This window comes from Klebsiella sp. P1954, from assembly GCF_018199955.1.
Taxonomy (GTDB): domain Bacteria; phylum Pseudomonadota; class Gammaproteobacteria; order Enterobacterales; family Enterobacteriaceae; genus Klebsiella; species Klebsiella pneumoniae.
The window spans coordinates 1,942,346-1,965,132 of sequence record NZ_CP073373.1; the positions used below are offsets into that span (position 1 = coordinate 1,942,346).

At 55.0% G+C, this 22,787-nt stretch carries 17 protein-coding genes, 4 tRNA genes and 3 rRNA genes; 9 read left to right on the forward strand and 15 right to left on the reverse strand.

Annotation, left to right across the window (positions count from 1 at the left end; genetic code table 11):
- Window positions 1–64 precede the first annotated feature (64 nt).
- Together fadE and KB890_RS09465 are read left to right on the forward strand one after the other, a co-directional pair.
- Entirely contained in the window at window positions 65–2,509 is a 2,445-nt protein-coding gene (gene fadE, locus KB890_RS09460) for an acyl-CoA dehydrogenase FadE (RefSeq protein ID WP_002889690.1), read from the forward strand.
- A gap of 177 nt (window positions 2,510–2,686) precedes the next feature.
- On the forward strand, window positions 2,687–3,457 hold the full coding sequence (locus KB890_RS09465) for an amidohydrolase (protein ID WP_004178673.1): 771 nt from the start codon (window positions 2,687–2,689) through the stop codon (window positions 3,455–3,457).
- 30 nt (window positions 3,458–3,487) lie between these two features.
- On the opposite strand, the gene eamB is transcribed toward KB890_RS09465, so the two are convergent.
- Window positions 3,488–4,078, reverse strand: coding sequence for a cysteine/O-acetylserine transporter (gene eamB, locus KB890_RS09470; protein WP_004178672.1), 591 nt, complete (start codon window positions 4,076–4,078; stop codon window positions 3,488–3,490).
- A gap of 103 nt (window positions 4,079–4,181) precedes the next feature.
- On the opposite strand from eamB, the gene KB890_RS09475 reads away from it, so the two are divergent.
- Window positions 4,182–5,063, forward strand: a complete 882-nt coding sequence (locus KB890_RS09475; RefSeq protein ID WP_020323781.1) for a LysR family transcriptional regulator — start codon at window positions 4,182–4,184, stop codon at window positions 5,061–5,063.
- A gap of 59 nt (window positions 5,064–5,122) precedes the next feature.
- On the opposite strand, the gene KB890_RS09480 is transcribed toward KB890_RS09475, so the two are convergent.
- Window positions 5,123–5,199: transfer RNA gene (locus KB890_RS09480), tRNA-Asp, on the reverse strand.
- Between the two features lie 133 nt (window positions 5,200–5,332).
- Window positions 5,333–6,064, reverse strand: a complete 732-nt coding sequence (gene dnaQ / locus KB890_RS09485) for a DNA polymerase III subunit epsilon (protein WP_004152034.1) — start codon at window positions 6,062–6,064, stop codon at window positions 5,333–5,335.
- Window positions 6,065–6,128: 64 nt separating this feature from the next.
- Here dnaQ and rnhA point away from each other — a divergent pair, with 64 nt between their 5' ends.
- Window positions 6,129–6,596: a ribonuclease HI gene (gene rnhA, locus KB890_RS09490; protein ID WP_002889686.1), complete on the forward strand. Its 468-nt coding sequence runs from the start codon at window positions 6,129–6,131 to the stop codon at window positions 6,594–6,596.
- Here the strand turns inward: rnhA and KB890_RS09495 are convergent.
- Window positions 6,593–7,315: a class I SAM-dependent methyltransferase gene (locus KB890_RS09495; RefSeq protein WP_002889685.1), complete on the reverse strand. Its 723-nt coding sequence runs from the start codon at window positions 7,313–7,315 to the stop codon at window positions 6,593–6,595. The genes rnhA and KB890_RS09495 overlap by 4 nt on opposite strands.
- Before the next feature lie 32 nt (window positions 7,316–7,347).
- On the opposite strand from KB890_RS09495, the gene gloB reads away from it, so the two are divergent.
- Window positions 7,348–8,103 carry a hydroxyacylglutathione hydrolase gene (gene gloB / locus KB890_RS09500; protein ID WP_004145833.1) on the forward strand — a complete coding sequence of 252 codons (756 nt, stop codon included), beginning with the start codon at window positions 7,348–7,350 and terminating at the stop codon, window positions 8,101–8,103.
- Between the two features lie 71 nt (window positions 8,104–8,174).
- Window positions 8,175–9,542 carry a murein transglycosylase D gene (gene mltD, locus KB890_RS09505; RefSeq protein WP_002889632.1) on the forward strand — a complete coding sequence of 456 codons (1,368 nt, stop codon included), beginning with the start codon at window positions 8,175–8,177 and terminating at the stop codon, window positions 9,540–9,542.
- 57 nt (window positions 9,543–9,599) lie between these two features.
- Here mltD and KB890_RS09510 read toward each other — a convergent pair whose 3' ends face one another.
- The 3 genes from KB890_RS09510 to KB890_RS09520 all read right to left on the reverse strand — a co-directional run bounded on the left by KB890_RS09510 (window position 9,600) and on the right by KB890_RS09520 (window position 12,552).
- Window positions 9,600–10,370, reverse strand: a complete 771-nt coding sequence (locus KB890_RS09510; protein WP_004178668.1) for a class I SAM-dependent methyltransferase — start codon at window positions 10,368–10,370, stop codon at window positions 9,600–9,602.
- 91 nt (window positions 10,371–10,461) lie between these two features.
- Entirely contained in the window at window positions 10,462–11,259 is a 798-nt protein-coding gene (locus KB890_RS09515) for an endonuclease/exonuclease/phosphatase family protein (RefSeq protein ID WP_002889629.1), read from the reverse strand.
- 102 nt (window positions 11,260–11,361) lie between these two features.
- The gene (locus KB890_RS09520; RefSeq protein ID WP_004178665.1) at window positions 11,362–12,552 is read right to left on the reverse strand and encodes an MFS transporter; all 1,191 of its coding nucleotides are present in this window, start codon (window positions 12,550–12,552) and stop codon (window positions 11,362–11,364) included.
- A 104-nt stretch (window positions 12,553–12,656) separates the two neighbouring features.
- Between KB890_RS09520 and yafC the strand changes: the two genes are divergently transcribed.
- Window positions 12,657–13,562 carry a DNA-binding transcriptional regulator YafC gene (yafC, locus tag KB890_RS09525; RefSeq protein ID WP_002889616.1) on the forward strand — a complete coding sequence of 302 codons (906 nt, stop codon included), beginning with the start codon at window positions 12,657–12,659 and terminating at the stop codon, window positions 13,560–13,562.
- A 45-nt stretch (window positions 13,563–13,607) separates the two neighbouring features.
- Here the strand turns inward: yafC and dkgB are convergent, their stop codons facing one another.
- From dkgB to gmhB, 8 genes are all read right to left on the reverse strand, one after another.
- Window positions 13,608–14,411 (reverse strand): 2,5-didehydrogluconate reductase DkgB, encoded by an 804-nt coding sequence (gene dkgB / locus KB890_RS09530; protein WP_004178664.1) that lies wholly within the window; start codon window positions 14,409–14,411, stop codon window positions 13,608–13,610.
- A 164-nt stretch (window positions 14,412–14,575) separates the two neighbouring features.
- Window positions 14,576–14,652: transfer RNA gene (locus tag KB890_RS09535), tRNA-Asp, on the reverse strand.
- Between the two features lie 57 nt (window positions 14,653–14,709).
- Window positions 14,710–14,825 (reverse strand): 5S ribosomal RNA (rrf, locus tag KB890_RS09540).
- 189 nt (window positions 14,826–15,014) lie between these two features.
- Window positions 15,015–17,916, reverse strand: a 23S ribosomal RNA gene (locus KB890_RS09545).
- A 177-nt stretch (window positions 17,917–18,093) separates the two neighbouring features.
- Window positions 18,094–18,169, reverse strand: a tRNA-Ala gene (locus tag KB890_RS09550).
- Window positions 18,170–18,274: 105 nt separating this feature from the next.
- Window positions 18,275–18,351, reverse strand: a tRNA-Ile gene (locus tag KB890_RS09555).
- Between the two features lie 71 nt (window positions 18,352–18,422).
- A 16S ribosomal RNA gene (locus KB890_RS09560) occupies window positions 18,423–19,962 on the reverse strand.
- The 16S, 23S and 5S rRNA genes sit together here with 3 tRNA genes alongside, the layout of an rRNA operon.
- 368 nt (window positions 19,963–20,330) lie before the next feature.
- Window positions 20,331–20,897 (reverse strand): D-glycero-beta-D-manno-heptose 1,7-bisphosphate 7-phosphatase, encoded by a 567-nt coding sequence (gmhB, locus tag KB890_RS09565; protein ID WP_002889452.1) that lies wholly within the window; start codon window positions 20,895–20,897, stop codon window positions 20,331–20,333.
- Between the two features lie 188 nt (window positions 20,898–21,085).
- Here gmhB and metN point away from each other — a divergent pair, with 188 nt between their 5' ends.
- Window positions 21,086–22,117 (forward strand): methionine ABC transporter ATP-binding protein MetN, encoded by a 1,032-nt coding sequence (metN, locus tag KB890_RS09570; RefSeq protein ID WP_002889450.1) that lies wholly within the window; start codon window positions 21,086–21,088, stop codon window positions 22,115–22,117.
- Window positions 22,110–22,763, forward strand: coding sequence for a methionine ABC transporter permease MetI (locus tag KB890_RS09575; protein ID WP_002889448.1), 654 nt, complete (start codon window positions 22,110–22,112; stop codon window positions 22,761–22,763). Before metN ends, KB890_RS09575 begins: the two co-directional genes overlap by 8 nt.
- Window positions 22,764–22,787 lie beyond the last annotated feature (24 nt).

Here is a 22,787-nt window from a genome sequence, read left to right on the forward strand (position 1 = left end):
CATGCACTACAACCAATACATCACAAGTGGTCAGACCTCCTACAAGATCAGGGAGCATTTCTCTATGATGATTTTGAGTATTGTTGCAACCGTCGTTTTACTCGGCGCGCTCTTCTATCACCGGGTCAGCCTGCTGCTCAGCAGCGTGATTTTGCTCGCCTGGACCGCGGCGCTCGGCGCGGCCGGAGTGTGGAATATCTGGCTGCTGCTGCCGCTGGCGATCATACTGTTGCCGTTTAACTTTGCGCCTATGCGTAAATCCATGATTTCCGCACCGGCGTTTCGCACATTCCGCAAGGTGATGCCGCCGATGTCGCGCACGGAAAAAGAAGCCATCGACGCCGGCACCACCTGGTGGGAAGGCGATCTGTTTCGCGGCAATCCTGACTGGCAAAAGTTACATAACTATCCGCAGCCGCGGCTGACCGCCGAAGAGCAAGCTTTCCTCGACGGCCCAGTTGAAGAAGCCTGCCGGATGGCTAACGACTTCGCCATCACCCACGAAATGGCCGATTTGCCGCCGGAGCTGTGGGCCTATCTGAAAGAGCACCGCTTCTTCGCGATGATTATTAAGAAAGAGTATGGCGGACTTGAGTTTTCCGCTTACGCTCAGGCACGAGTACTGCAGAAACTCTCTGGCGTCTCCGGCATCCTGGCGATCACCGTCGGCGTCCCGAACTCGCTGGGCCCGGGCGAACTGCTGCAGCATTACGGTACCGAAGAACAGAAGAATCATTATCTGCCGCGTCTGGCACGCGGCCTGGAAATCCCTTGCTTCGCTCTCACCAGCCCGGAAGCGGGCTCTGACGCCGGCGCCATCCCGGATACCGGCGTGGTGTGCATGGGCGACTGGCAGGGTCAACAGGTGCTGGGGATGCGCCTGACCTGGAACAAACGTTATATCACGCTGGCGCCTATCGCCACCGTGCTGGGGCTGGCTTTCAAACTCTCTGACCCGGATCGTTTGCTGGGCGGAGAAGAAGAGCTGGGTATCACCTGCGCGCTGATCCCCACCTCCACCCCGGGCGTGGAAATCGGCCGTCGCCACTTCCCGCTGAATGTGCCGTTCCAGAACGGTCCAACCCGCGGCAAAGATATCTTCGTGCCTATCGATTACATCATCGGCGGCCCAAGCATGGCCGGTCAGGGCTGGCGCATGTTGGTTGAATGTCTATCGGTCGGCCGCGGTATTACTCTGCCGTCCAACGCCACCGGTGGTCTGAAATCCGTTGCCATGGCGACTGGCGCTTACGCCCATATTCGCCGCCAGTTCAAAATCTCCATCGGCAAAATGGAAGGGATTGAAGAGGCGCTGGCGCGTATCGCCGGTAACGCCTATGTGATGGACGCTGCGGCGTCGCTGATCACCTACGGCATCATGCTCGGCGAGAAACCTGCAGTGCTGTCCGCTATCGTGAAATATCACTGCACCCACCGCGGCCAGCGCTCCATTATCGACGCGATGGATATTACCGGCGGGAAAGGCATTATGCTGGGCGAAGGCAACTTCCTCGCCCGGGCCTATCAGGGCGCGCCTATCGCCATCACCGTGGAAGGCGCAAACATTCTGACCCGCAGCATGATGATCTTCGGTCAGGGGGCGATTCGCTGCCATCCGTACGTACTGGAGGAGATGGCCGCCGCGCAGAATAATGACCTGAACGCTTATGACAAGCTGCTGTTCAAACACATCGGCCATGTCGGCAGTAATAAAGTGCGGAGTTTCTGGCTGGGCCTGACCGGCGGGCGCACCAGCAGCGCGCCGACCCGTGACGCCACCCGTCGCTACTATCAGCAAATGAATCGTCTGAGCGCCAACCTGGCACTGCTGTCAGACGTCTCAATGGCGGTGCTCGGCGGCAGCCTCAAGCGACGCGAACGTATCTCCGCCCGTCTGGGGGATGTGTTAAGCCAGCTGTATCTGGCCTCGGCGGTGCTGAAACGCTATGACGATGAAGGACGCAATGAAGCCGATCTGCCGCTGGTTCACTGGGGGGTACAGGACGCGCTGCACCAGGCCGAGCAAGCCATTGACGATCTGTTGGACAATTTCCCGAACCGTCTGGTGGCAGGCGTAATGCGCCTGGTCATCTTCCCGACCGGCCGTCATCATCATGCGCCGTCGGATAGGCTGGACCACCAGGTCGCCAAAATTCTGCAGGTGCCCAGCGCCACGCGCTCCCGCATCGGCCGCGGTCAGTATCTGACGCCGAGCGAGCATAACCCGGTAGGCCTGCTGGAAGAGGCCCTGCTGGAAGTGATGGCGGCCGATCCTATCCACCAGCGGATCTGCAAAGAGTTGGGTAAAAATCTGCCGTTCACCCGTCTGGATGAGCTGGCCCACAACGCGCTGGCCAAAGGATTAATCAGTCAGGATGAGGCCGCCATTCTTACCCGTGCAGAGCATAGCCGTCTGCGCAGCATTAACGTCGACGACTTTGCGCCAGAGGAGCTGGCGACAAAGCCGGTAAAGCTGCCGGAAAAAGTTCGTAAAGTTGAAGCTGCATAATAAAACCACTACCACATCACACGCCGGGCGGGGAACTTTCCCCGCCTTTTTTCGCCCTCTCCTCCCCTTTCGTTTCCATCAGTAGCATTTTTTTAACAAAATATTCCGCGGACCGCCGCGCGGCTGATATGGTGTTACAGTTAACCTAACCCCCTCATGAGAATGGAGTTGACCATTGTGCCTGGCCTGAAAATTTCGCTGTTGCAACAACCGCTGGTCTGGATGGACGGCCCTGCCAACCTGCGCCATTTTGATCGCCAACTGGAAGGAATCACCGGGCGCGATGTGATTGTTTTACCAGAGATGTTTACCACCGGCTTTACCATGGAAGCGGCAAAACAGTCTTTACCCGAGGCCGACGTGGTGGAGTGGATGCATGCCCGGGCTGCGCAATCCCAGGCGCTGATTGCCGGCAGCGCTGCGCTGCAAACTGAACACGGCGCTGTTAACCGCTTCCTGCTGGTCGAGCCTGACGGTACGGTGCACCATTATGATAAACGGCACCTGTTCCGTATGGCCGATGAACATCATCACTATGAGGCCGGAAACCAGCGCGTGGTCTTTGAATGGCGTGGATGGCGGATCCTGCCGCTGGTCTGTTACGACCTGCGCTTTCCGGTATGGTCGCGTAATCAGAACGACTATGATTTGGCGCTGTATGTCGCCAACTGGCCGGCGCCGCGCTCGCTGCACTGGCAGTCGCTGCTGATCGCCCGCGCGATTGAAAACCAGGCCTATGTCGCCGGCTGTAACCGGGTTGGCACTGACGGCAACGGCCATCATTACCGCGGCGATAGTCGGATTATCAATCCCCAGGGGGAGATTATCGCCACCGCCGATCCGCATCAGGCCACTCGTCTTGATGCCGAGCTGTCGCTGAGCGCCCTTCAGGAATATCGTGAAAAATTCCCCGCCTGGCGCGATGCCGATCCTTTCACGATCGGCTAATCACCCTTCGGGAGCCGCTGCGCTCCCTTTTTATTCCACCACGATCCGCACAGCACAGTAGACCAATAACGCAGCCAGCATCCAGTTCAGTTGCCGCCCGTACAGCAAAAACAGGCGTTGAAACAGATGCCCCGCCAGCGCCCAGCACAGATTTCCCAGCGCGCCAATCGCCGCCAGCAGCAGACTCACGCTGATAAGCCAAACAGGCTCGCGAGTAACGGGCAGAACAAAGGTAGAAAGCGCGGTGATGCCATACAGAATAATTTTAACGTTGACGAACTGTAGCCCCAGACTTGCCCAAAAGCCTACCGGTTCTACACTCGGCGTCCCTGTCGCCGGTTTGCTTTTGGCAATCTGCCAGGCCAGCCACAGGATGTACGCCGCGCCAATCCATCCCAATACCAGGGTAAAGCGTGAGTCGAGTTCAACCAGCGAAAAGGTTAAAGCCGCGCAAATCAACATAGTGATAATAAACCCGACGCTCATCCCGGCCAGCACCCGCAGGCTGCGGCGTAGACCATGGGAGGTGACGCTGCTCAGCGCCAGGATATTGTTGGGCCCGGGTGTCAGGGCGGTGATCAAAGTGTAAGTTAAAAAGGCGCTAATCAGGGTAGGTGTCACGGGTTTTCTCCTCTTGTCTGGCAGACACTACCCGAAGCTGATAATTTAAAAAAATGAATATTTTTTCATTCTCGCTTCGATAATATCGATACAAAGAGGAAATATGGATCTGCGACGCTTCATCACCTTCAAAACTGTTGTCGAAGAAGGTTCCTTTCTGCGCGCGGCGCAGAAACTATGCTGCACTCAGTCCACCGTGACTTTTCATATCCAGCAGCTGGAGCAGGAGCTTGCCATCCCGCTGTTTGAGAAAATCGGCCGGCGGATGTGTCTCACCGCCGCCGGTAAGAAGGTCCTGCCGCATGTCTACGACCTGACTAAAGTGATGGCCTCGATACGTCAGGCGGCACGCCAGGACGATGAGCCCGGTGGCGAACTTCGCGTCGCCACTGGCGAAACGCTGCTGGCGTATAAAATGCCGCGGGTGCTGCAGCGTTTTAAGCAACGCGCTCCGAAAGTGCGCCTGTCGCTGCAGTCGCTCAACTGCTACAGCATCCGCGATGCGCTGCTTGCCGACGAGGTCGATTTGGGGGTGTTTTACCGGGTGGGTAACGATGACGCGCTCACGATAATGGAGCTTGGCCAGCAGTCGCTGGCGCTGGTCGCATCGGTCGAGCAGGCGCAGGTAGACTTCATGCGCCCGCGGCAGCATATCCCGCTGAGCTTTATCATCAACGAACCCCAGTGCGTGTTCCGGCAGATTTTTGAAAGCACCCTGCGCCAGCGCGAAATTACTCTGGAGAACACCATTGAGCTGTGGAGTATTGAGAGTATCAAGCAGTGCGTGGCGGGAAATCTGGGAGTGAGTTTTCTGCCACGCTTTGCGGTGGAGGACGAGCTCAAGCGCGGGACGCTGGTTGAGCTGCCATTCAGCGAGACGCCGTTGACGATCCATGCGCTCTGCGCCCACCATGCCGGGAAGGCTATCAGTCCGGCGATGCGGGTATTTATGCAGTGCATGCAGGAGGAACAAGAGGTGCGCTGAAATTCGGCGACGAAAACGACGAAAGCCTGAATCATTGCTGACTCAGGCTTTCTGAATAGTGGCGGAACGGACGGGACTCGAACCCGCGACCCCCTGCGTGACAGGCAGGTATTCTAACCGACTGAACTACCGCTCCGCGTTGTTGTTCCGTTGGGAACGAGGCGAATATTACGGATTCCCCTCTACCCCGTCAACGCTTTTTCTACCATTTTGAATCGTTTGCTGCAAAAATCACCCAACCGCCTATTTTTAATTCATTTTAGTGGCTATCAGGCACGCCACAGGCAGCTTCCGCCTTTCTTTTGTACCAGGTCGAGGCGGGATTCATGGTTCGCCAGTTCTTCATCTGAGGCATAAACCACGCGTAACTGACTGCCGGCGCGGACGACGCGCTGAATTCCCATCTCTCCCGCCTGCTGCTGGCTTTCGCCTTCCATAGAGAACGCCATCGAAGTCTGGCCGCCGGTCATCATCAAATAGACATCGGCAAGGATCTGGGCATCGAGCAACGCCCCGTGCAGCGTACGCTTGCTGTTATCTATTTCGTAACGCGAACATAGCGCATCGAGGCTGTTGCGCTTGCCTGGAAACATTTTCCGCGCCAGCGCCAAACTGTCGGTGATTTTACAAAAGGTCTCGGTTTTTCCGATGCCGCGGTTTAGCTTACTGAATTCATAATCCATAAAGCCGATATCGAACGAGGCGTTATGGATCACCAGCTCCGCGCCGCGGATGTAATCCATAAACTCATCAGCCACGTCGGCAAAGGTAGGTTTATCCAGCAGGAACTCATCGGCGATCCCGTGTACGCCGAATGCTTCAGGATCCACCAGCCGATCGGGCTTCAGATAGACGTGAAAATTGTTACCGGTCAGGCGGCGGTTGATCACCTCCACGGCGCCGATCTCAATGATCTTGTGTCCTTCGTAGTGTGCCCCGATCTGGTTCATACCGGTGGTTTCGGTATCGAGAACAATCTGGCGCGTAATTGCAGTGCTCATAGCGGTCATTTATGTCAGACTTATCGTTTACAAATCGATTTCAATTACAGGAAGTCTACCAGAGATGCTCAAACAGGTAGAAATTTTCACCGACGGCTCTTGCCTGGGTAATCCAGGACCTGGCGGCTACGGCGCCATCATGCGCTACCGCCAGCACGAAAAAACCTTCAGCGCTGGCTACCGTCTGACCACCAATAACCGCATGGAACTGATGGCGGCAATTGTTGCCCTGGAAGCGTTAAAAGAGCATTGCGAAGTGGTGCTCAGCACTGACAGCCAGTATGTTCGTCAGGGGATCACCCAGTGGATCCACAACTGGAAAAAGCGCGGCTGGAAAACGGCAGAGAAAAAGCCGGTGAAAAATGTCGACCTCTGGCAGCGGCTGGACGCCGCGCTTGGCCAGCATAAAATTAAATGGGAATGGGTAAAGGGCCACGCCGGCCATCCTGAAAATGAACGCTGCGACGAGTTGGCGCGCGCGGCGGCCTCCCACCCCACACTGGACGATGTCGGCTACCTGCCTGAGAGTTAATTCTGCCCTTTGCGCCACTGCCGGGTGGCGCCCACCGCCGGCCGCAGCTGAGTTTTCGCTTTGCCGGATTTCATCGGATTGAGCGTCAGCGGAATGGTCCGTTTGCGGGCGACAATCAATTGCAAACAGCCCAGCGCCGGCAGATGGGTGCTCAACAATTTGCCGCCATGGCGCGACCAGGGCAAAACCTGGTAACGTCCATAGTGCAGCACTTCAAAGTTGAGCAGCGCCAGCCAGTCCAGCTGGCGCATCAGCGTAAACATACGGCTATTATAAGGCGTTCCTTTGCGCAGGACCGGCACCAGCTTACGCAACCCCATCAGGCTCACCGGATTAAACCCGGTCAGGATCATCCAGCCATCATCGATCAGTACACGATCGGCTTCCCGCAGCAGACGATGCGGATCGCTACACCACGGCAGGGTGTGCGCCAGCAGGCAGGCGTCAACGGACTTTTCGGCAAAGGGTAAATGCAGCGGGTCAGCCCGGACCTGCATTGGATTTCCCGCCAGCGAGACATTCACCTGGTGCGAGATGGCGCAAGCTTCGGTATTGATTTCCGCGCTCAGATTGCCAATCTTAAGCAGATGAAAGCCATATAATTTAGCCAGCCACGGTTTCATCTGCTGCTCCAGCGTTTCGCGATAGTATTCGCCCCACGGCATACTGGACCAATGCTCAGGCGCTGTCACTGTGTGAGGTATCCTTGCCGGCTTCATTGCCACCTTCCGCTACGCTTTAGAGGTAATTTATGAATCTTATCAGTATTCCCGCGTTTCAGGACAACTACATCTGGGTTCTCAGTGAGAATAACGGCCGCTGCATCATCGTAGATCCAGGCGAAGCCGCGCCGGTTCTGGCAGCCATCGAGGAAAACCAGTGGCAGCCCGAGGCTATTTTATTGACCCATCATCATCAGGATCACGTCGGCGGCGTAAAACAATTACGTGAAAAATTCCCTTCTATAGTGGTTTACGGGCCGGCGGAAACCCAGGATAAAGGCGTCACTCAGGTGGTAGGCGATGGCGATCGGCTGTCAATTCTCGGGCACGATTTTTCCATTTTCTCTACGCCAGGTCACACATTAGGACATATCTGTTACTACAGCGAACCTTATCTGTTCTGTGGCGATACGATGTTTTCCGGCGGCTGCGGAAGGCTGTTCGAAGGTACAGCAGAGCAGATGTATCAATCATTTATGAAAATTAACGCCCTTCCTGAAGAAACCCTCATATGTTGCGCACATGAATATACGTTAGCGAATATGAAGTTTGCATTGAGTATCCTGCCAGATGATAGGGACATAAACGATTACTATCATAAAGTTAATGAGTTACGTGCAAAAAAACAAAAAACACTACCCGTAACTCTGAAAAATGAGCGGCGTATAAATTTATTTTTACGCGTAAATGATATTGATTTAATTGATAAAATTAACAAAGAAACAAATTTGCAACACTCTGTGGCGCGATTTGCATGGTTAAGGTCAAAGAAAGATGACTTCTGATATTTAATTCTTGTCATCGGCCAACTTCGCCGTTATCCTTGGTCGTCTTTTAAGCAACTATTGACACACACATGAAGGCACGAGCGATATTACTCGCCTCTGTCCTGCTGGTGGGGTGCCAGGCGTCTAAGCACGATGGCACCGTCGAACAGCGAGCACAGAGCCTTTCTGCGGCTGGTCAAGGGGAAGCAGGCAAGTTCACAAGTCAAGCGCGCTGGTTAGATGATGGAACCTTCTACGCGCAAGACCAGGATCTGTGGACTTCCATAGGCGACGAGCTAAAGATGGGAATACCGGATAATCCCCGGATTCGCGAACAGAAACAGAAGTACTTAAGAAATAAGAGCTATCTCCACGATGTAACTTTACGGGCAGAGCCGTATATGTACTGGATAGCCGGGCAGGTTAAGAAACGTAACATGCCAATGGAACTGGTATTACTACCCATAGTGGAGAGCGCTTTTGACCCACACGCGACGTCTGGCGCCAATGCCGCAGGCATTTGGCAGATCATTCCGAGCACAGGGCGCAATTATGGTTTAAAACAGACCCGCAGTTACGATGCGCGTCGTGATGTCGTCGCGTCTACTACCGCGGCGCTGGACATGATGCAACGTCTGAACAAAATGTTCGACGGCGACTGGTTGTTAACGGTCGCAGCCTATAACAGCGGCGAAGGCCGGGTCATGAAGGCAGTAAAAGCGAACCGTTCGCGTGGCAAACCCACCGATTTCTGGTCGCTGTCTCTGCCGCATGAAACGAAAATCTACGTCCCGAAAATGCTGGCATTGAGCGACATTCTCAAAAACAGCAAACGTTACGGCGTAAAGCTGCCTACGGCTGATGAAAGCCGTGCGCTGGCGCGCGTTCGCCTCGACAGTCCGGTTGATATTTCTCAGCTCGCGGACATGGCCGGTATGCCGGTCAGCAAGCTGAAGACGTTCAATGCGGGCGTAAAAGGGTCAACGCTGGGCGCGAGCGGGCCAAAGTACGTCATGGTGCCGCAGAAGCACGCCGCACAGCTGCGTGAATCGCTGGCCTCTGGCGACATTGCCGCCGTGCAGCCGACGCAGCTCGCGGACAATACGCCGCTGACCAGCCGTAGCTATAAGGTGCGTTCCGGCGACACCATTTCCGGGATAGCTTCCCGTCTTGGTGTGACGACCCGCGATCTGCAGCAGTGGAATAACCTGCGCGGCTCTGGATTAAAGGTTGGGCAGAATCTGGTTATTGGCGCAGGCAGCAGCGCCCAGCGTCTGGCGAACAACAGCGATAGCATCACCTATCGCGTTCGTAAAGGCGATTCGCTGTCGAGCATCGCCAAACGTCACGGCGTTAATATTCGTGACGTGATGCGCTGGAACAGCGATACCGACAACCTGCGCCCAGGCGATCAGCTAACGTTGTTTGTGAAAAACAGCGATCGACCAGAGTCCTGATACCTCTGGTTCGACAAAAAGGCACCGACTTCCCCGGTGCCTTTTTTATTGCCTAAATTAAACTGCTTTATGCGCTTCGAACAGAATGGTATCGCTGGTAAACGATCCGTCCTCCTGTAACTCGAAGTACGCTTTGACCTCCGCCGAAGCGCTCTGCTGATATAAGCGAATCGCCTCCACCAGCGGCTCAGGAGTACGCATCCGCGCCACCCATGGACTGAACTCCAGCGGCAGGCGATCGGTCAACAACTGGTTAACCACCAGCCCCGCTTCAGTCGCCAGCGTCAACCACTCGCCGCTGGAATAATTACGCACATGCGAGGTGTCGCGCAGGGCTTCCACCGTCTGCAGCCAGACATCACGTACCGGATGACCCGGCGACATCACGTCCATCACGATAATCACCCCGCCCGGCTTGAGAACACGTTTCACCTCACGCAGCGCCTGGCCAACGTCATGCCAGTGGTGAGCAGAGTAGCGGCTAATCACCACATCAAAGCTGGCATCAGCGAACGGCAGCGTTTCGGCGTACCCCTGCTGGGTCACGATATTGCTAAAACCTTTCTCCTTTGCCGCGGCGGCAACGACCTCCAGCATCTGGCTCGATAAATCATAGGCGGTCACCTCGGCAACCTGTCCCGCCGCGGTAAAGCTGGCGTGCCCTGCCCCGCAGCCCATATCCAGCACTTTCGCCTGAGGAAAATCAGCCAGCCGTTCCGCCAGCCGCTGCAGATCGCGACCAGAGGCGTGTACGGCGCTGGTCAGATAGGCGCTGGCCTGGGAGCCGAACTGCTTTTCGACATTGTCATGGTGAGAGCGTGTTGTCATGTTGTCTTGTCCTTACGGTTTTTTTTGAGTAATAAAAGGCAGCACCATGCATGCGCAGGCCTGCCCCATGGCAGGCCTGACCAACCTTAAATTAATCAGGCTTGCCGGGACTGAATTCGACTAGTAGCGGGTTGTGGTCGGAGGCGCGGGTCACCAGCACGGAAGCATCGTGCACGCTTAACCCACGGTAGAACACAAAATCGAGGGGACGACCAAACGCGCGGCGGCGCTGATCGTCTGAGAAACGAACTTCGCGTAACGACATCTCACGCGCAAAGCGGTACAGCGCATTCATCCGCGGCCGGCTCCAGGCATTGAAGTCGCCGGCCATGATCACCGGCCCGCTGTGATGGGCGATCTGATCGCCAATTGGCAGCAGCTGTTTGCTGTAGACGTCGACGCCAAGGCTAAAGTTGACGGCATGGATATTGACTACCATCAACAACCGCGCATCGGGCAGCGGATAGACCGTCACTAATGCTGATTTCGGCAGGCGCAAAATAGGCTCACGCTCGCGCAGTGGGCAGCAATAGATGGGGTGCGCGGAGGCCAGCGTCATTACGCCGGAAGGATGCTGCGGCAATACCAGCGCCGGCACCTGATCGGCGGCCAGATAGTTTGAAGTCGCGAACCGGACCAGTTCTGGGGTGGTTTGCGCCTCCTGCAACAGGACCAAATGCGCATCTTTGCCGAAATTTTTGAGGACCGACTGCCACTCTGCGCGCTGCTGCTTGAAGATATTCCATACCAGCACGCGGATCTTCTCATCGCTGCTTAATGGCGTACCGGCGGGATAAACCGGACTTACGCCCGCAAACGCCCCCGGAGGCAATATTCTCTCCGCAGGTTGTCCGGCGACATAGCGCATGGCGTAGGTGTTCTTTCGCAATTTGGGCATTAATCCTCGATAACAGAAACCAGCCCGACGACGACTGGTTATTCTGTTATAGGGATTTTCCCATACACTTTCAATGCAAATTGCGAGAAACCCTTAGCCTTCGGGAGAAAGCGCTGCCGAACGGCGTGGCAATTTATCTAAACGTCCGCTCAGGACCACCAACAGCAAAGCGACCAGCACAATCATCGCGCCAATCCACGGCGTCTGCGCCAGACCGTACCGCTCGACCGTCTGTCCGCCGACGATGGACCCCAGAGCAATGCCGACGTTAAAGGCGGCAATATTCAGGCCGGAAGCGATGTCGACAGCCCCCGGGGTATACTGCTCTGCTTTTTGCACCACATAGACCTGCAGACCCGGCACGTTGCCGAAGGCGAAAACGCCCATCACCAGCACTGTCGCCAGCGCGGCATAGTGAACGCTGGCGGTCAGCTGGAAGACCAGCAGCAGTAGCACCAGCGCGGCGAAGATAAACTTCAGCGCGGAGACGGCGCCATGCTTATCGGCCAGTTTGCCGCCCCACACGTTACCTATAGCCACCGAGACACCATAGCCCAGCAGGATCCAGCTCACCGCTGACGGGCTGAAGCCGGCCAGCTCCTGCATCATCGGCGCCAGGAAGGTAAAAGCGGTAAACACGCCGCCATAGCCCAGCGCGGTAATGGCGTAGATCATCAGCAGGCGCGGATGGGTTAATACTTTCAGCTGATCGCGCAGGCTGGCGCTGGCGCGGCCCGGAATATTATTCGGCACCAGAAGCAGACTGCTGATTAGCGCAATCACCCCGAGAATCGATACCGCGAGGAAGGTTTCCCGCCAGCCGAAATGCTGGCCAATAAAGGTGCCAAAGGGAACGCCGGTCACCAGCGCGACCGTCAGGCCACCGAACATAATGGCGATGGCCGAGGCTGCTTTCTCTTTTGCCACCAGGCTGGTGGCGATTGTCGAGCCGATAGAAAAGAACACGCCGTGCGCCAGACCAGTTAGCAGTCGCGCCAGGATCAGCGTTTCATAGCCAGGGGCCTGCCAGGCCAGTATGTTACCCGCCGTAAACAGCACCATCAGCGCCAGCAGCAGCTGTTTACGCGGCATACGCCCGGTCAACGCCGTCAGTACCGGGGCGCCGATCGCCACGCCCAGCGCGTAGATAGAGACCAGCAGTCCCGCCGAAGGCAGGGAGATAGAGAGTTGCTGAGCAATGCTCGGGACCAGGCCGACAATCACAAATTCAGTGGTGCCAATTGCGAAGGCACCGATGGTTAAGGCAAATAGCGCCAGTGGCATAATTTACTCCGTAGCATCAGGATTAAGATGACACGTAGTATGAAGGGTTGTATAAATAACAAAAACTATCAAAGTATCAATAGAATTTTGCTATAGGTGCAATAATGAGAGCCACATCAGAGGAGATCGCCATCTTTGTGGCGGTGGTGGAAAGCGGGAGTTTCAGCCGGGCGGCCGAGCAGCTCGGACAGGCCAACTCCGCCGTCAGCCGAGCGGTCAAAAAGCTGGAATCAAAGCTAGGCGTAAGCCTGCTCAATCGGACCACCCGCCAGCTCAGCCTGACAGAAGAAGGCGAGCGCTATTTTCGCCGGATGCAGGTGGTCTTGCAGGAAATGGCGGCGGCAGAGAACGATCTGCTGGAGACGCGCACGACGCCGCGGGGCCTGCTGCGGGTTGATGCCGCGACGCCGGTGATGCTGCATTTTCTCATGCCGCTGGTGAAGCCATTTCGCGAGCGCTACCCGGAAATGACGCTGTCGCTCGTCTCGTCTGAGACGTTTATCAATCTGATTGAACGGAAAGTGGATGTGGCCATTCGGGCCGGGACCTTAACGGATTCCAGCCTGCGCGCCCGACCGCTGTTTACCAGCTATCGTAAGATCGTCGCCTCGCCCGACTATGTCGCGCGCTACGGTATGCCGCAGCATCCATCCGATCTGAAACAGCATCACTGCCTCGGCTTCACCGAGCCGGTATCGCTGAATACCTGGCCGGTCTCCTGTTGCGATGGCCAGCTGTTAGAGATCGAAGCGGCGGTGTCATCCAATAGCGGCGAAACGCTCAAGCAGCTGTGCCTGACCGGCAACGGTATTGCCTGCCTGTCGGATTACATGGTGGATAAAGAGATTGCCAGCGGAGAGTTTGTCGAGCTACTGGCGGATAAGCGCTTACCGGTGGAAATGCCTTTCAGTGCCGTCTATTACAGCGACCGGGCGGTCAGCACTCGCATCAGGGCATTTATTGATTTTCTGAGCGACCACGTAAAACAGCTCCCGAAGGAGCTGTCGTAATACCTTCTCGGGCGGCAGGGTGAACGGCATACCGGTAGCGAGTGATTAATCCCACTGCGGCGCCAGACCTTCCGGGCTCACCAGCCGATCGTTGCAATCCAGCGCAGCGATCGCCTGTCGATCTTCATCATCCAACTGCAGATCCAGCGCCTTCAGGTTGCTGGCCAGGTTATCACGCTTCGTCGAGGACGGGATCACCGCGTACCCCTCGCCCATCGCCCATGCCAGGATAACCTGCGCCGGAGTCGCATTATGTTTCGCCGCGATACGGGCAATCACTTCATCTTTCAGCGCCTTACCATAAGCCAGCGTCATGTAAGAGGTGATGTGGATGCCGTGCTCACGTGCCCAGTCGACGACTTTGCTGTTTTGCAGATACGGCGAGAGTTCAATCTGGTTGGTCGTAATGTTTTCAGCGCCAACGGCGGCAATCGCGCGCTCCATCAGTGGAATAGTGAAGTTGGAGATACCAATCTGACGGGTAAGACCCAGCTTCTTCGCTTCCATCAGGGCTGCCATAAACTCTTCAACGGCAACCGCATCGTTCGGTGACGGCCAGTGGATGAGCGTCAGGTCAACATAGTCCGTGCGCAGCTTCTGCAGACTTTCTTGCAGGCTGGCGATGAGTTTGTCTTTGCTCAGGTTCTCGATCCAGATTTTGGTAGTGATGAACAGCTCATCACGCGGCACGCCGCTTTCGGCGATAGCCTGACCCACCGCGGCTTCGTTGTCATAGATTTGCGCGGTGTCGATAGCACGATAGCCCAGCTCCAGCGCGGTTTTTACGGATGCGATAACAACATCATCTTTCAGACGGAAGGTGCCAAGACCAAATGCAGGGATTGCCATGATTTTCCTCGTTATTTCTTCATTTCGGTTAACGGATGAAATTATGGCTGATGGTGTGGAGGGGAAAAAGAGCGATTAATGCAGAGGATTTTTGCTGAATTAGCAATAATAGAGAACAGATCAAACAAAAAAGCCCTGAGCAAATGCTCAGGGCTCTTAATAAGTGGCGGAACGGACGGGACTCGAACCCGCGACCCCCTGCGTGACAGGCAGGTATTCTAACCGACTGAACTACCGCTCCACCGAATTTCTTCGCTTTATTACCACCGGTTGTCACCCCGGCTTACTGCAATTTGATGCCTGGCAGTTCCCTACTCTCACATGGGGAGACCCCACACTACCATCGGCGCTACGGCGTTTCACTTCTGAGTTCGGCATGGGGTCAGGTGGGACCACCGCGCTAGTGCCGCCAGGCAAATTCTTTGTGCTCGTCCTGTGTCTTTTGCGCTCATACTGCGTTGGCTGCTCTCGCGAGTGTCAGTCACATACTTATGTATGCTCCTTCCATCGCGTCGTTTGCCGCCTTGTCTCAGCGCAAAATCCTTCGGACTCTGAATCAGAGCTGAAAATTCTCTCAATCCGCCAAAACATCTTCGGCGTTGTAAGGTTAAGCCTCACGGTTCATTAGTACCGGTTAGCTCAACGCATCGCTGCGCTTACACACCCGGCCTATCAACGTCGTCGTCTTCAACGTTCCTTCAGGAGACTTAAAGTCTCAGGGAGAACTCATCTCGGGGCAAGTTTCGTGCTTAGATGCTTTCAGCACTTATCTCTTCCGCATTTAGCTACCGGGCAGTGCCATTGGCATGACAACCCGAACACCAGTGATGCGTCCACTCCGGTCCTCTCGTACTAGGAGCAGCCCCCCTCAATTCTCCAGCGCCCACGGCAGATAGGGACCGAACTGTCTCACGACGTTCTAAACCCAGCTCGCGTACCACTTTAAATGGCGAACAGCCATACCCTTGGGACCTACTTCAGCCCCAGGATGTGATGAGCCGACATCGAGGTGCCAAACACCGCCGTCGATATGAACTCTTGGGCGGTATCAGCCTGTTATCCCCGGAGTACCTTTTATCCGTTGAGCGATGGCCCTTCCATTCAGAACCACCGGATCACTATGACCTGCTTTCGCACCTGCTCGCGCCGTCACGCTCGCAGTCAAGCTAGCTTATGCCATTGCACTAACCTCCTGATGTCCGACCAGGATTAGCTAACCTTCGTGCTCCTCCGTTACGCTTTAGGAGGAGACCGCCCCAGTCAAACTACCCACCAGACACTGTCCGCAACCCCGGTAAGGGGCCAACGTTAGAACATCAAACATTAAAGGGTGGTATTTCAAGGTTGGCTCCACGCAGACTGGCGTCCACGCTTCAAAGCCTCCCACCTATCCTACACATCAAGGCTCAATGTTCAGTGTCAAGCTATAGTAAAGGTTCACGGGGTCTTTCCGTCTTGCCGCGGGTACACTGCATCTTCACAGCGAGTTCAATTTCACTGAGTCTCGGGTGGAGACAGCCTGGCCATCATTACGCCATTCGTGCAGGTCGGAACTTACCCGACAAGGAATTTCGCTACCTTAGGACCGTTATAGTTACGGCCGCCGTTTACCGGGGCTTCGATCAAGAGCTTCTCCTTACGGATAACCCCATCAATTAACCTTCCGGCACCGGGCAGGCGTCACACCGTATACGTCCACTTTCGTGTTTGCACAGTGCTGTGTTTTTAATAAACAGTTGCAGCCAGCTGGTATCTTCGACTGGTCTCAGCTCCACCCGCAGGGGCTTCACCTACACACCAGCGTGCCTTCTCCCGAAGTTACGGCACCATTTTGCCTAGTTCCTTCACCCGAGTTCTCTCAAGCGCCTTGGTATTCTCTACCTGACCACCTGTGTCGGTTTGGGGTACGATTTAATGTTACCTGATGCTTAGAGGCTTTTCCTGGAAGCAGGGCATTTGTTACTTCAGCACCGTAGTGCCTCGTCATCACACCTCAGCCTTGATTATCCGGATTTGCCTGGACAACCAGCCTACATGCTTAAACCGGGACAACCGTCGCCCGGCTAACATAGCCTTCTCCGTCCCCCCTTCGCAGTAACACCAAGTACAGGAATATTAACCTGTTTCCCATCGACTACGCCTTTCGGCCTCGCCTTAGGGGTCGACTCACCCTGCCCCGATTAACGTTGGACAGGAACCCTTGGTCTTCCGGCGAGCGGGCTTTTCACCCGCTTTATCGTTACTTATGTCAGCATTCGCACTTCTGATACCTCCAGCAACCCTCACAGGTCACCTTCGCAGGCTTACAGAACGCTCCCCTACCCAACAACACATAGTGTCGCTGCCGCAGCTTCGGTGCATGGTTTAGCCCCGTTACATCTTCCGCGCAGGCCGACTCGACCAGTGAGCTATTACGCTTTCTTTAAATGATGGCTGCTTCTAAGCCAACATCCTGGCTGTCTGTGCCTTCCCACATCGTTTCCCACTTAACCATGACTTTGGGACCTTAGCTGGCGGTCTGGGTTGTTTCCCTCTTCACGACGGACGTTAGCACCCGCCGTGTGTCTCCCGTGATAACATTCTTCGGTATTCGTAGTTTGCATCGGGTTGGTAAGTCGGGATGACCCCCTAGCCGAAACAGTGCTCTACCCCCGAAGATGAGTTCACGAGGCGCTACCTAAATAGCTTTCGGGGAGAACCAGCTATCTCCCGGTTTGATTGGCCTTTCACCCCCAGCCACAAGTCATCCGCTAATTTTTCAACATTAGTCGGTTCGGTCCTCCAGTTAGTGTTACCCAACCTTCAACCTGCCCATGGCTAGATCACCGGGTTTCGGGTCTATACCCTGCAACTTAACGCCCAGTTAAGACTCGGTTTCCCTGCGGCTCCCCTATACGGTTAACCTTGCTACAGAATATAAGTCGCTGACCCATTATACAAAAGGTACGCAGTCACACCCGAAGGTGCTCCCACTGCTTGTACGTACACGGTTTCAGGTTCTTTTTCACTCCCCTCGCCGGGGTTCTTTTCGCCTTTCCCTCACGGTACTGGTTCACTATCGGTCAGTCAGGAGTATTTAGCCTTGGAGGATGGTCCCCCCATATTCAGACAGGATACCACGTGTCCCGCCCTACTCTTCGAGTTCACAACCTGTGCATTTTGGTGTACGGGACTATCACCCTGTACCGTCGGACTTTCCAGACCGTTCCACTAACACACAAGCTGATTCAGACTCTGGGCTGCTCCCCGTTCGCTCGCCGCTACTGGGGGAATCTCGGTTGATTTCTTTTCCTCGGGGTACTTAGATGTTTCAGTTCCCCCGGTTCGCCTCGTTAACCTATGTATTCAGTTAACGATAGTGCAACGAATTGCACTGGGTTTCCCCATTCGGACATCGCCGGTTATAACGGTTCATATCACCTTACCGACGCTTTTCGCAGATTAGCACGTCCTTCATCGCCTCTGACTGCCAGGGCATCCACCGTGTACGCTTAGTCGCTTAACCTCACAACCCGAAGATGTTTCGTAAAACATCATCGTGTCGCGAAAATTTGAGAGACTCGAACACACATTAACTGTGTGTCGTTTCAATTTTCAGCTTGATCCAGATTTTTAAAGAGCAAAACTTCGCAGTGCACCTTTTCAGGTTCACTCTGAAGTTTTCTTGTGTTCTCAGTAAAGATGGTGGAGCTATGCGGGATCGAACCGCAGACCTCCTGCGTGCAAAGCAGGCGCTCTCCCAGCTGAGCTATAGCCCCATCGAATGAATCTCTTTAACCTTAATTCGTTTTCGGGCGCGGCGTGGTGAAGCGAAGCATACTGAAGTATGCGAGCTTTGCCACAACAAAGCACGAGAGCGAATTTGGTAGGCCTGAGTGGACTTGAACCACCGACCTCACCCTTATCAGGGGTGCGCTCTAACCACCTGAGCTACAAGCCTGCAGAGATTACTTACTGCTCTATTTTCATCAGACAATCTGTGTGAGCACTACAAAGGCAGGTTCTTTAAGGTAAGGAGGTGATCCAACCGCAGGTTCCCCTACGGTTACCTTGTTACGACTTCACCCCAGTCATGAATCACAAAGTGGTAAGCGCCCTCCCGAAGGTTAAGCTACCTACTTCTTTTGCAACCCACTCCCATGGTGTGACGGGCGGTGTGTACAAGGCCCGGGAACGTATTCACCGTAGCATTCTGATCTACGATTACTAGCGATTCCGACTTCATGGAGTCGAGTTGCAGACTCCAATCCGGACTACGACATACTTTATGAGGTCCGCTTGCTCTCGCGAGGTCGCTTCTCTTTGTATATGCCATTGTAGCACGTGTGTAGCCCTGGTCGTAAGGGCCATGATGACTTGACGTCATCCCCACCTTCCTCCAGTTTATCACTGGCAGTCTCCTTTGAGTTCCCGGCCGGACCGCTGGCAACAAAGGATAAGGGTTGCGCTCGTTGCGGGACTTAACCCAACATTTCACAACACGAGCTGACGACAGCCATGCAGCACCTGTCTCACAGTTCCCGAAGGCACCAATCCATCTCTGGAAAGTTCTGTGGATGTCAAGACCAGGTAAGGTTCTTCGCGTTGCATCGAATTAAACCACATGCTCCACCGCTTGTGCGGGCCCCCGTCAATTCATTTGAGTTTTAACCTTGCGGCCGTACTCCCCAGGCGGTCGATTTAACGCGTTAGCTCCGGAAGCCACGCCTCAAGGGCACAACCTCCAAATCGACATCGTTTACGGCGTGGACTACCAGGGTATCTAATCCTGTTTGCTCCCCACGCTTTCGCACCTGAGCGTCAGTCTTTGTCCAGGGGGCCGCCTTCGCCACCGGTATTCCTCCAGATCTCTACGCATTTCACCGCTACACCTGGAATTCTACCCCCCTCTACAAGACTCTAGCCTGCCAGTTTCGAATGCAGTTCCCAGGTTGAGCCCGGGGATTTCACATCCGACTTGACAGACCGCCTGCGTGCGCTTTACGCCCAGTAATTCCGATTAACGCTTGCACCCTCCGTATTACCGCGGCTGCTGGCACGGAGTTAGCCGGTGCTTCTTCTGCGGGTAACGTCAATCGGTGAGGTTATTAACCTCACCGCCTTCCTCCCCGCTGAAAGTGCTTTACAACCCGAAGGCCTTCTTCACACACGCGGCATGGCTGCATCAGGCTTGCGCCCATTGTGCAATATTCCCCACTGCTGCCTCCCGTAGGAGTCTGGACCGTGTCTCAGTTCCAGTGTGGCTGGTCATCCTCTCAGACCAGCTAGGGATCGTCGCCTAGGTGAGCCGTTACCCCACCTACTAGCTAATCCCATCTGGGCACATCTGATGGCATGAGGCCCGAAGGTCCCCCACTTTGGTCTTGCGACATTATGCGGTATTAGCTACCGTTTCCAGTAGTTATCCCCCTCCATCAGGCAGTTTCCCAGACATTACTCACCCGTCCGCCGCTCGTCACCCGAGAGCAAGCTCTCTGTGCTACCGCTCGACTTGCATGTGTTAGGCCTGCCGCCAGCGTTCAATCTGAGCCATGATCAAACTCTTCAATTTAAGTTTGATGCTCAAAGAATTAAACTTCGTAATGAATTACGTGTTCACTCTTGAGACTTGGTATTCATTTTTCGTCCGAGGACGTTAAGAATCCATGTCACTTTGAGTGCCCACACAGATTGTCTGATAAATTGTTAAAGAGCAGTTGCGACGCGCTTTAGCGCTCTGTCGCGAGGTGGCGTATATTACGCTTTCCTCTTTCAGAGTCAACCCGTTTTTCAGGATTTTTCTCTGCAACCGAACCGGCTGTTTGTGTGAAGTGATTCACATCCGCCGTGTCGATGGAGGCGCATTATAGGGAGCTCTCCGGGAATGACAAGCGGAAAAATACAATTTTATTTCAACCGCTCATCTTTTAAACGCAACGCTTATTTTTGCTGCTTTTTAATCGCCGCCGGCAGCTCTGCCAGGCTATTTAGCACCCAATCCGCCGCTTTTTCCGCTTCTTCAGTCAGGGGTTTACCGGTGCGCACCAGTACTTTAGTCCCGACATCCGCAGCCGCTGCCGCCTGCATATCTTCCAGTTTGTCCCCTACCATATAAGAAGCAGCCATATCGATATGCAGATAGTCGCGGGCGGAAATCAGCATCCCCGGATGCGGTTTACGACAATCACAGGTCTGGCGGTACTCCTCAACCGCACCCTGCGGGTGATGCGGGCAATAGTAGATACCGTCGAGGTCGACGCCGCGGTCTGCCAGAGACCAGTCCATCCATTCGGTCAGCGTTTCAAACTGGGCTTCGGTAAATTTACCGCGGGCAATACCGGACTGGTTAGTGACCAGCACCAGCGCGTAGCCCATCTCTTTTAGTTCGCGCATCGCGTCAATGACGCCATCGATAAATTCAAAATTGTCGATTTCGTGGACGTAGCCATGATCGACATTAATAGTGCCGTCACGGTCGAGAAAAATTGCGGGTACTGACTTTGCCACCGGTTTGCTCCTGAAAAAGACTAGTGCCGCTAGTATCGCATGTTTCCGCATGCAAGAAAGTGCTCATTATAAAGAGTCAGATTGATTTAGACGTCTGGATGCCTTAACATCCATTTCATTGCCAGGCATCGCCTGGATACGGCAGAAGAAAATGCCACGGCAAACGGCTAAACGATAATAAATAACTGATGATTAAACTTTCCAATATCACCAAAGTATTCCAGCAGGGGAATCGCAGCATTCAGGCGCTGAATAACGTCAGCCTGCATGTCCCTGCCGGACAGATTTACGGCGTCATCGGTGCCTCCGGCGCCGGTAAAAGTACGCTGATTCGCTGCGTGAACCTGCTGGAGCGCCCGACCGAGGGCAGCGTACAGGTTGACGGTCAGGAACTGACTGCCCTGTCGGAGAAAGAGCTAACCCGCGCTCGCCGTCAAATTGGCATGATTTTCCAGCATTTTAACCTGTTGGCCTCGCGGACCGTTTTCGGCAACGTGGCATTACCCCTGGAGCTGGATAACACGCCGCAGGCTGAAATCAAACGCCGTGTCACGGAGCTGCTGGATCTTGTCGGTCTGGGTGATAAGCACGACAGCTACCCGGCCAACCTCTCCGGCGGCCAGAAACAGCGCGTGGCGATTGCCCGCGCGCTGGCCAGCAATCCTAAAGTATTGCTGTGCGATGAAGCCACCAGCGCCCTGGATCCGGCCACTACCCGTTCCATTCTCGAACTGCTGAAAGACATTAACCGTCGTCTGGGGCTGACCATCCTGTTGATCACCCATGAAATGGACGTGGTTAAACGTATCTGCGACTGCGTGGCGGTCATTAGTAATGGTCAACTGATCGAGCAGGACACCGTGAGCGAAGTCTTCTCCCATCCGAAGACGCCGCTGGCTCAGCAGTTTATTCAGTCCACTCTGCACCTCGATATTCCGGATGACTATCAGGCGCGCCTGAAACCTACCGCCACAGCGGATAGCGTACCGATGCTGCGCATGGAATTTACCGGCCACTCCGTCGATGCGCCGCTGCTCTCTGAAACCGCGCGTCGCTTCAATGTGAATAACAACATTATCAGCGCGCAGATGGATTATGCCGGCGGGGTGAAGTTCGGCATCATGCTCACCGAAATGCACGGTACACAGGAAGACACTCAGGCGGCCATCGCCTGGCTGCAGGAACATCATGTAAAAGTAGAGGTATTGGGTTATGTCTGAGGCAATGATGTGGCTGCTGTTGCGCGGCGTATGGGAAACGCTGGCAATGACTTTTGTCTCTGGCTTCTTCGGTTTTGTCCTCGGCCTGCCGGTGGGCGTGCTGCTGTACGTTACCCGTCCGGGGCAAATCGTCGCCAATGCCAAACTGTACCGCACGCTGTCGGCGCTGGTGAATATTTTCCGCTCCATCCCGTTCATTATCCTGCTGGTCTGGATGATTCCGTTTACCCGCGTGATCGTCGGTACCTCTATCGGCCTGCAGGCAGCGATTGTGCCATTAACAGTTGGCGCCGCGCCGTTTATCGCCCGCATGGTGGAGAACGCCCTGCTGGAAATCCCCACCGGCCTTATTGAAGCCTCCCGCGCGATGGGTGCCACGCCGCTGCAGATCGTGCGCAAAGTCCTGCTACCTGAAGCATTGCCGGGTCTGGTCAACGCCGCCACCATCACGCTCATCACGCTGGTGGGTTATTCCGCAATGGGCGGCGCGGTGGGCGCCGGTGGCCTGGGTCAGATTGGTTATCAGTATGGCTATATTGGATATAACGCCACCGTGATGAATACCGTACTGGTATTGCTGGTTGTTCTGGTTTATTTAATTCAATTCTCTGGCGATCGCATCGTCCGGGCTGTGACTCACAAATAACGTTATTGGCAGACAACACTCATT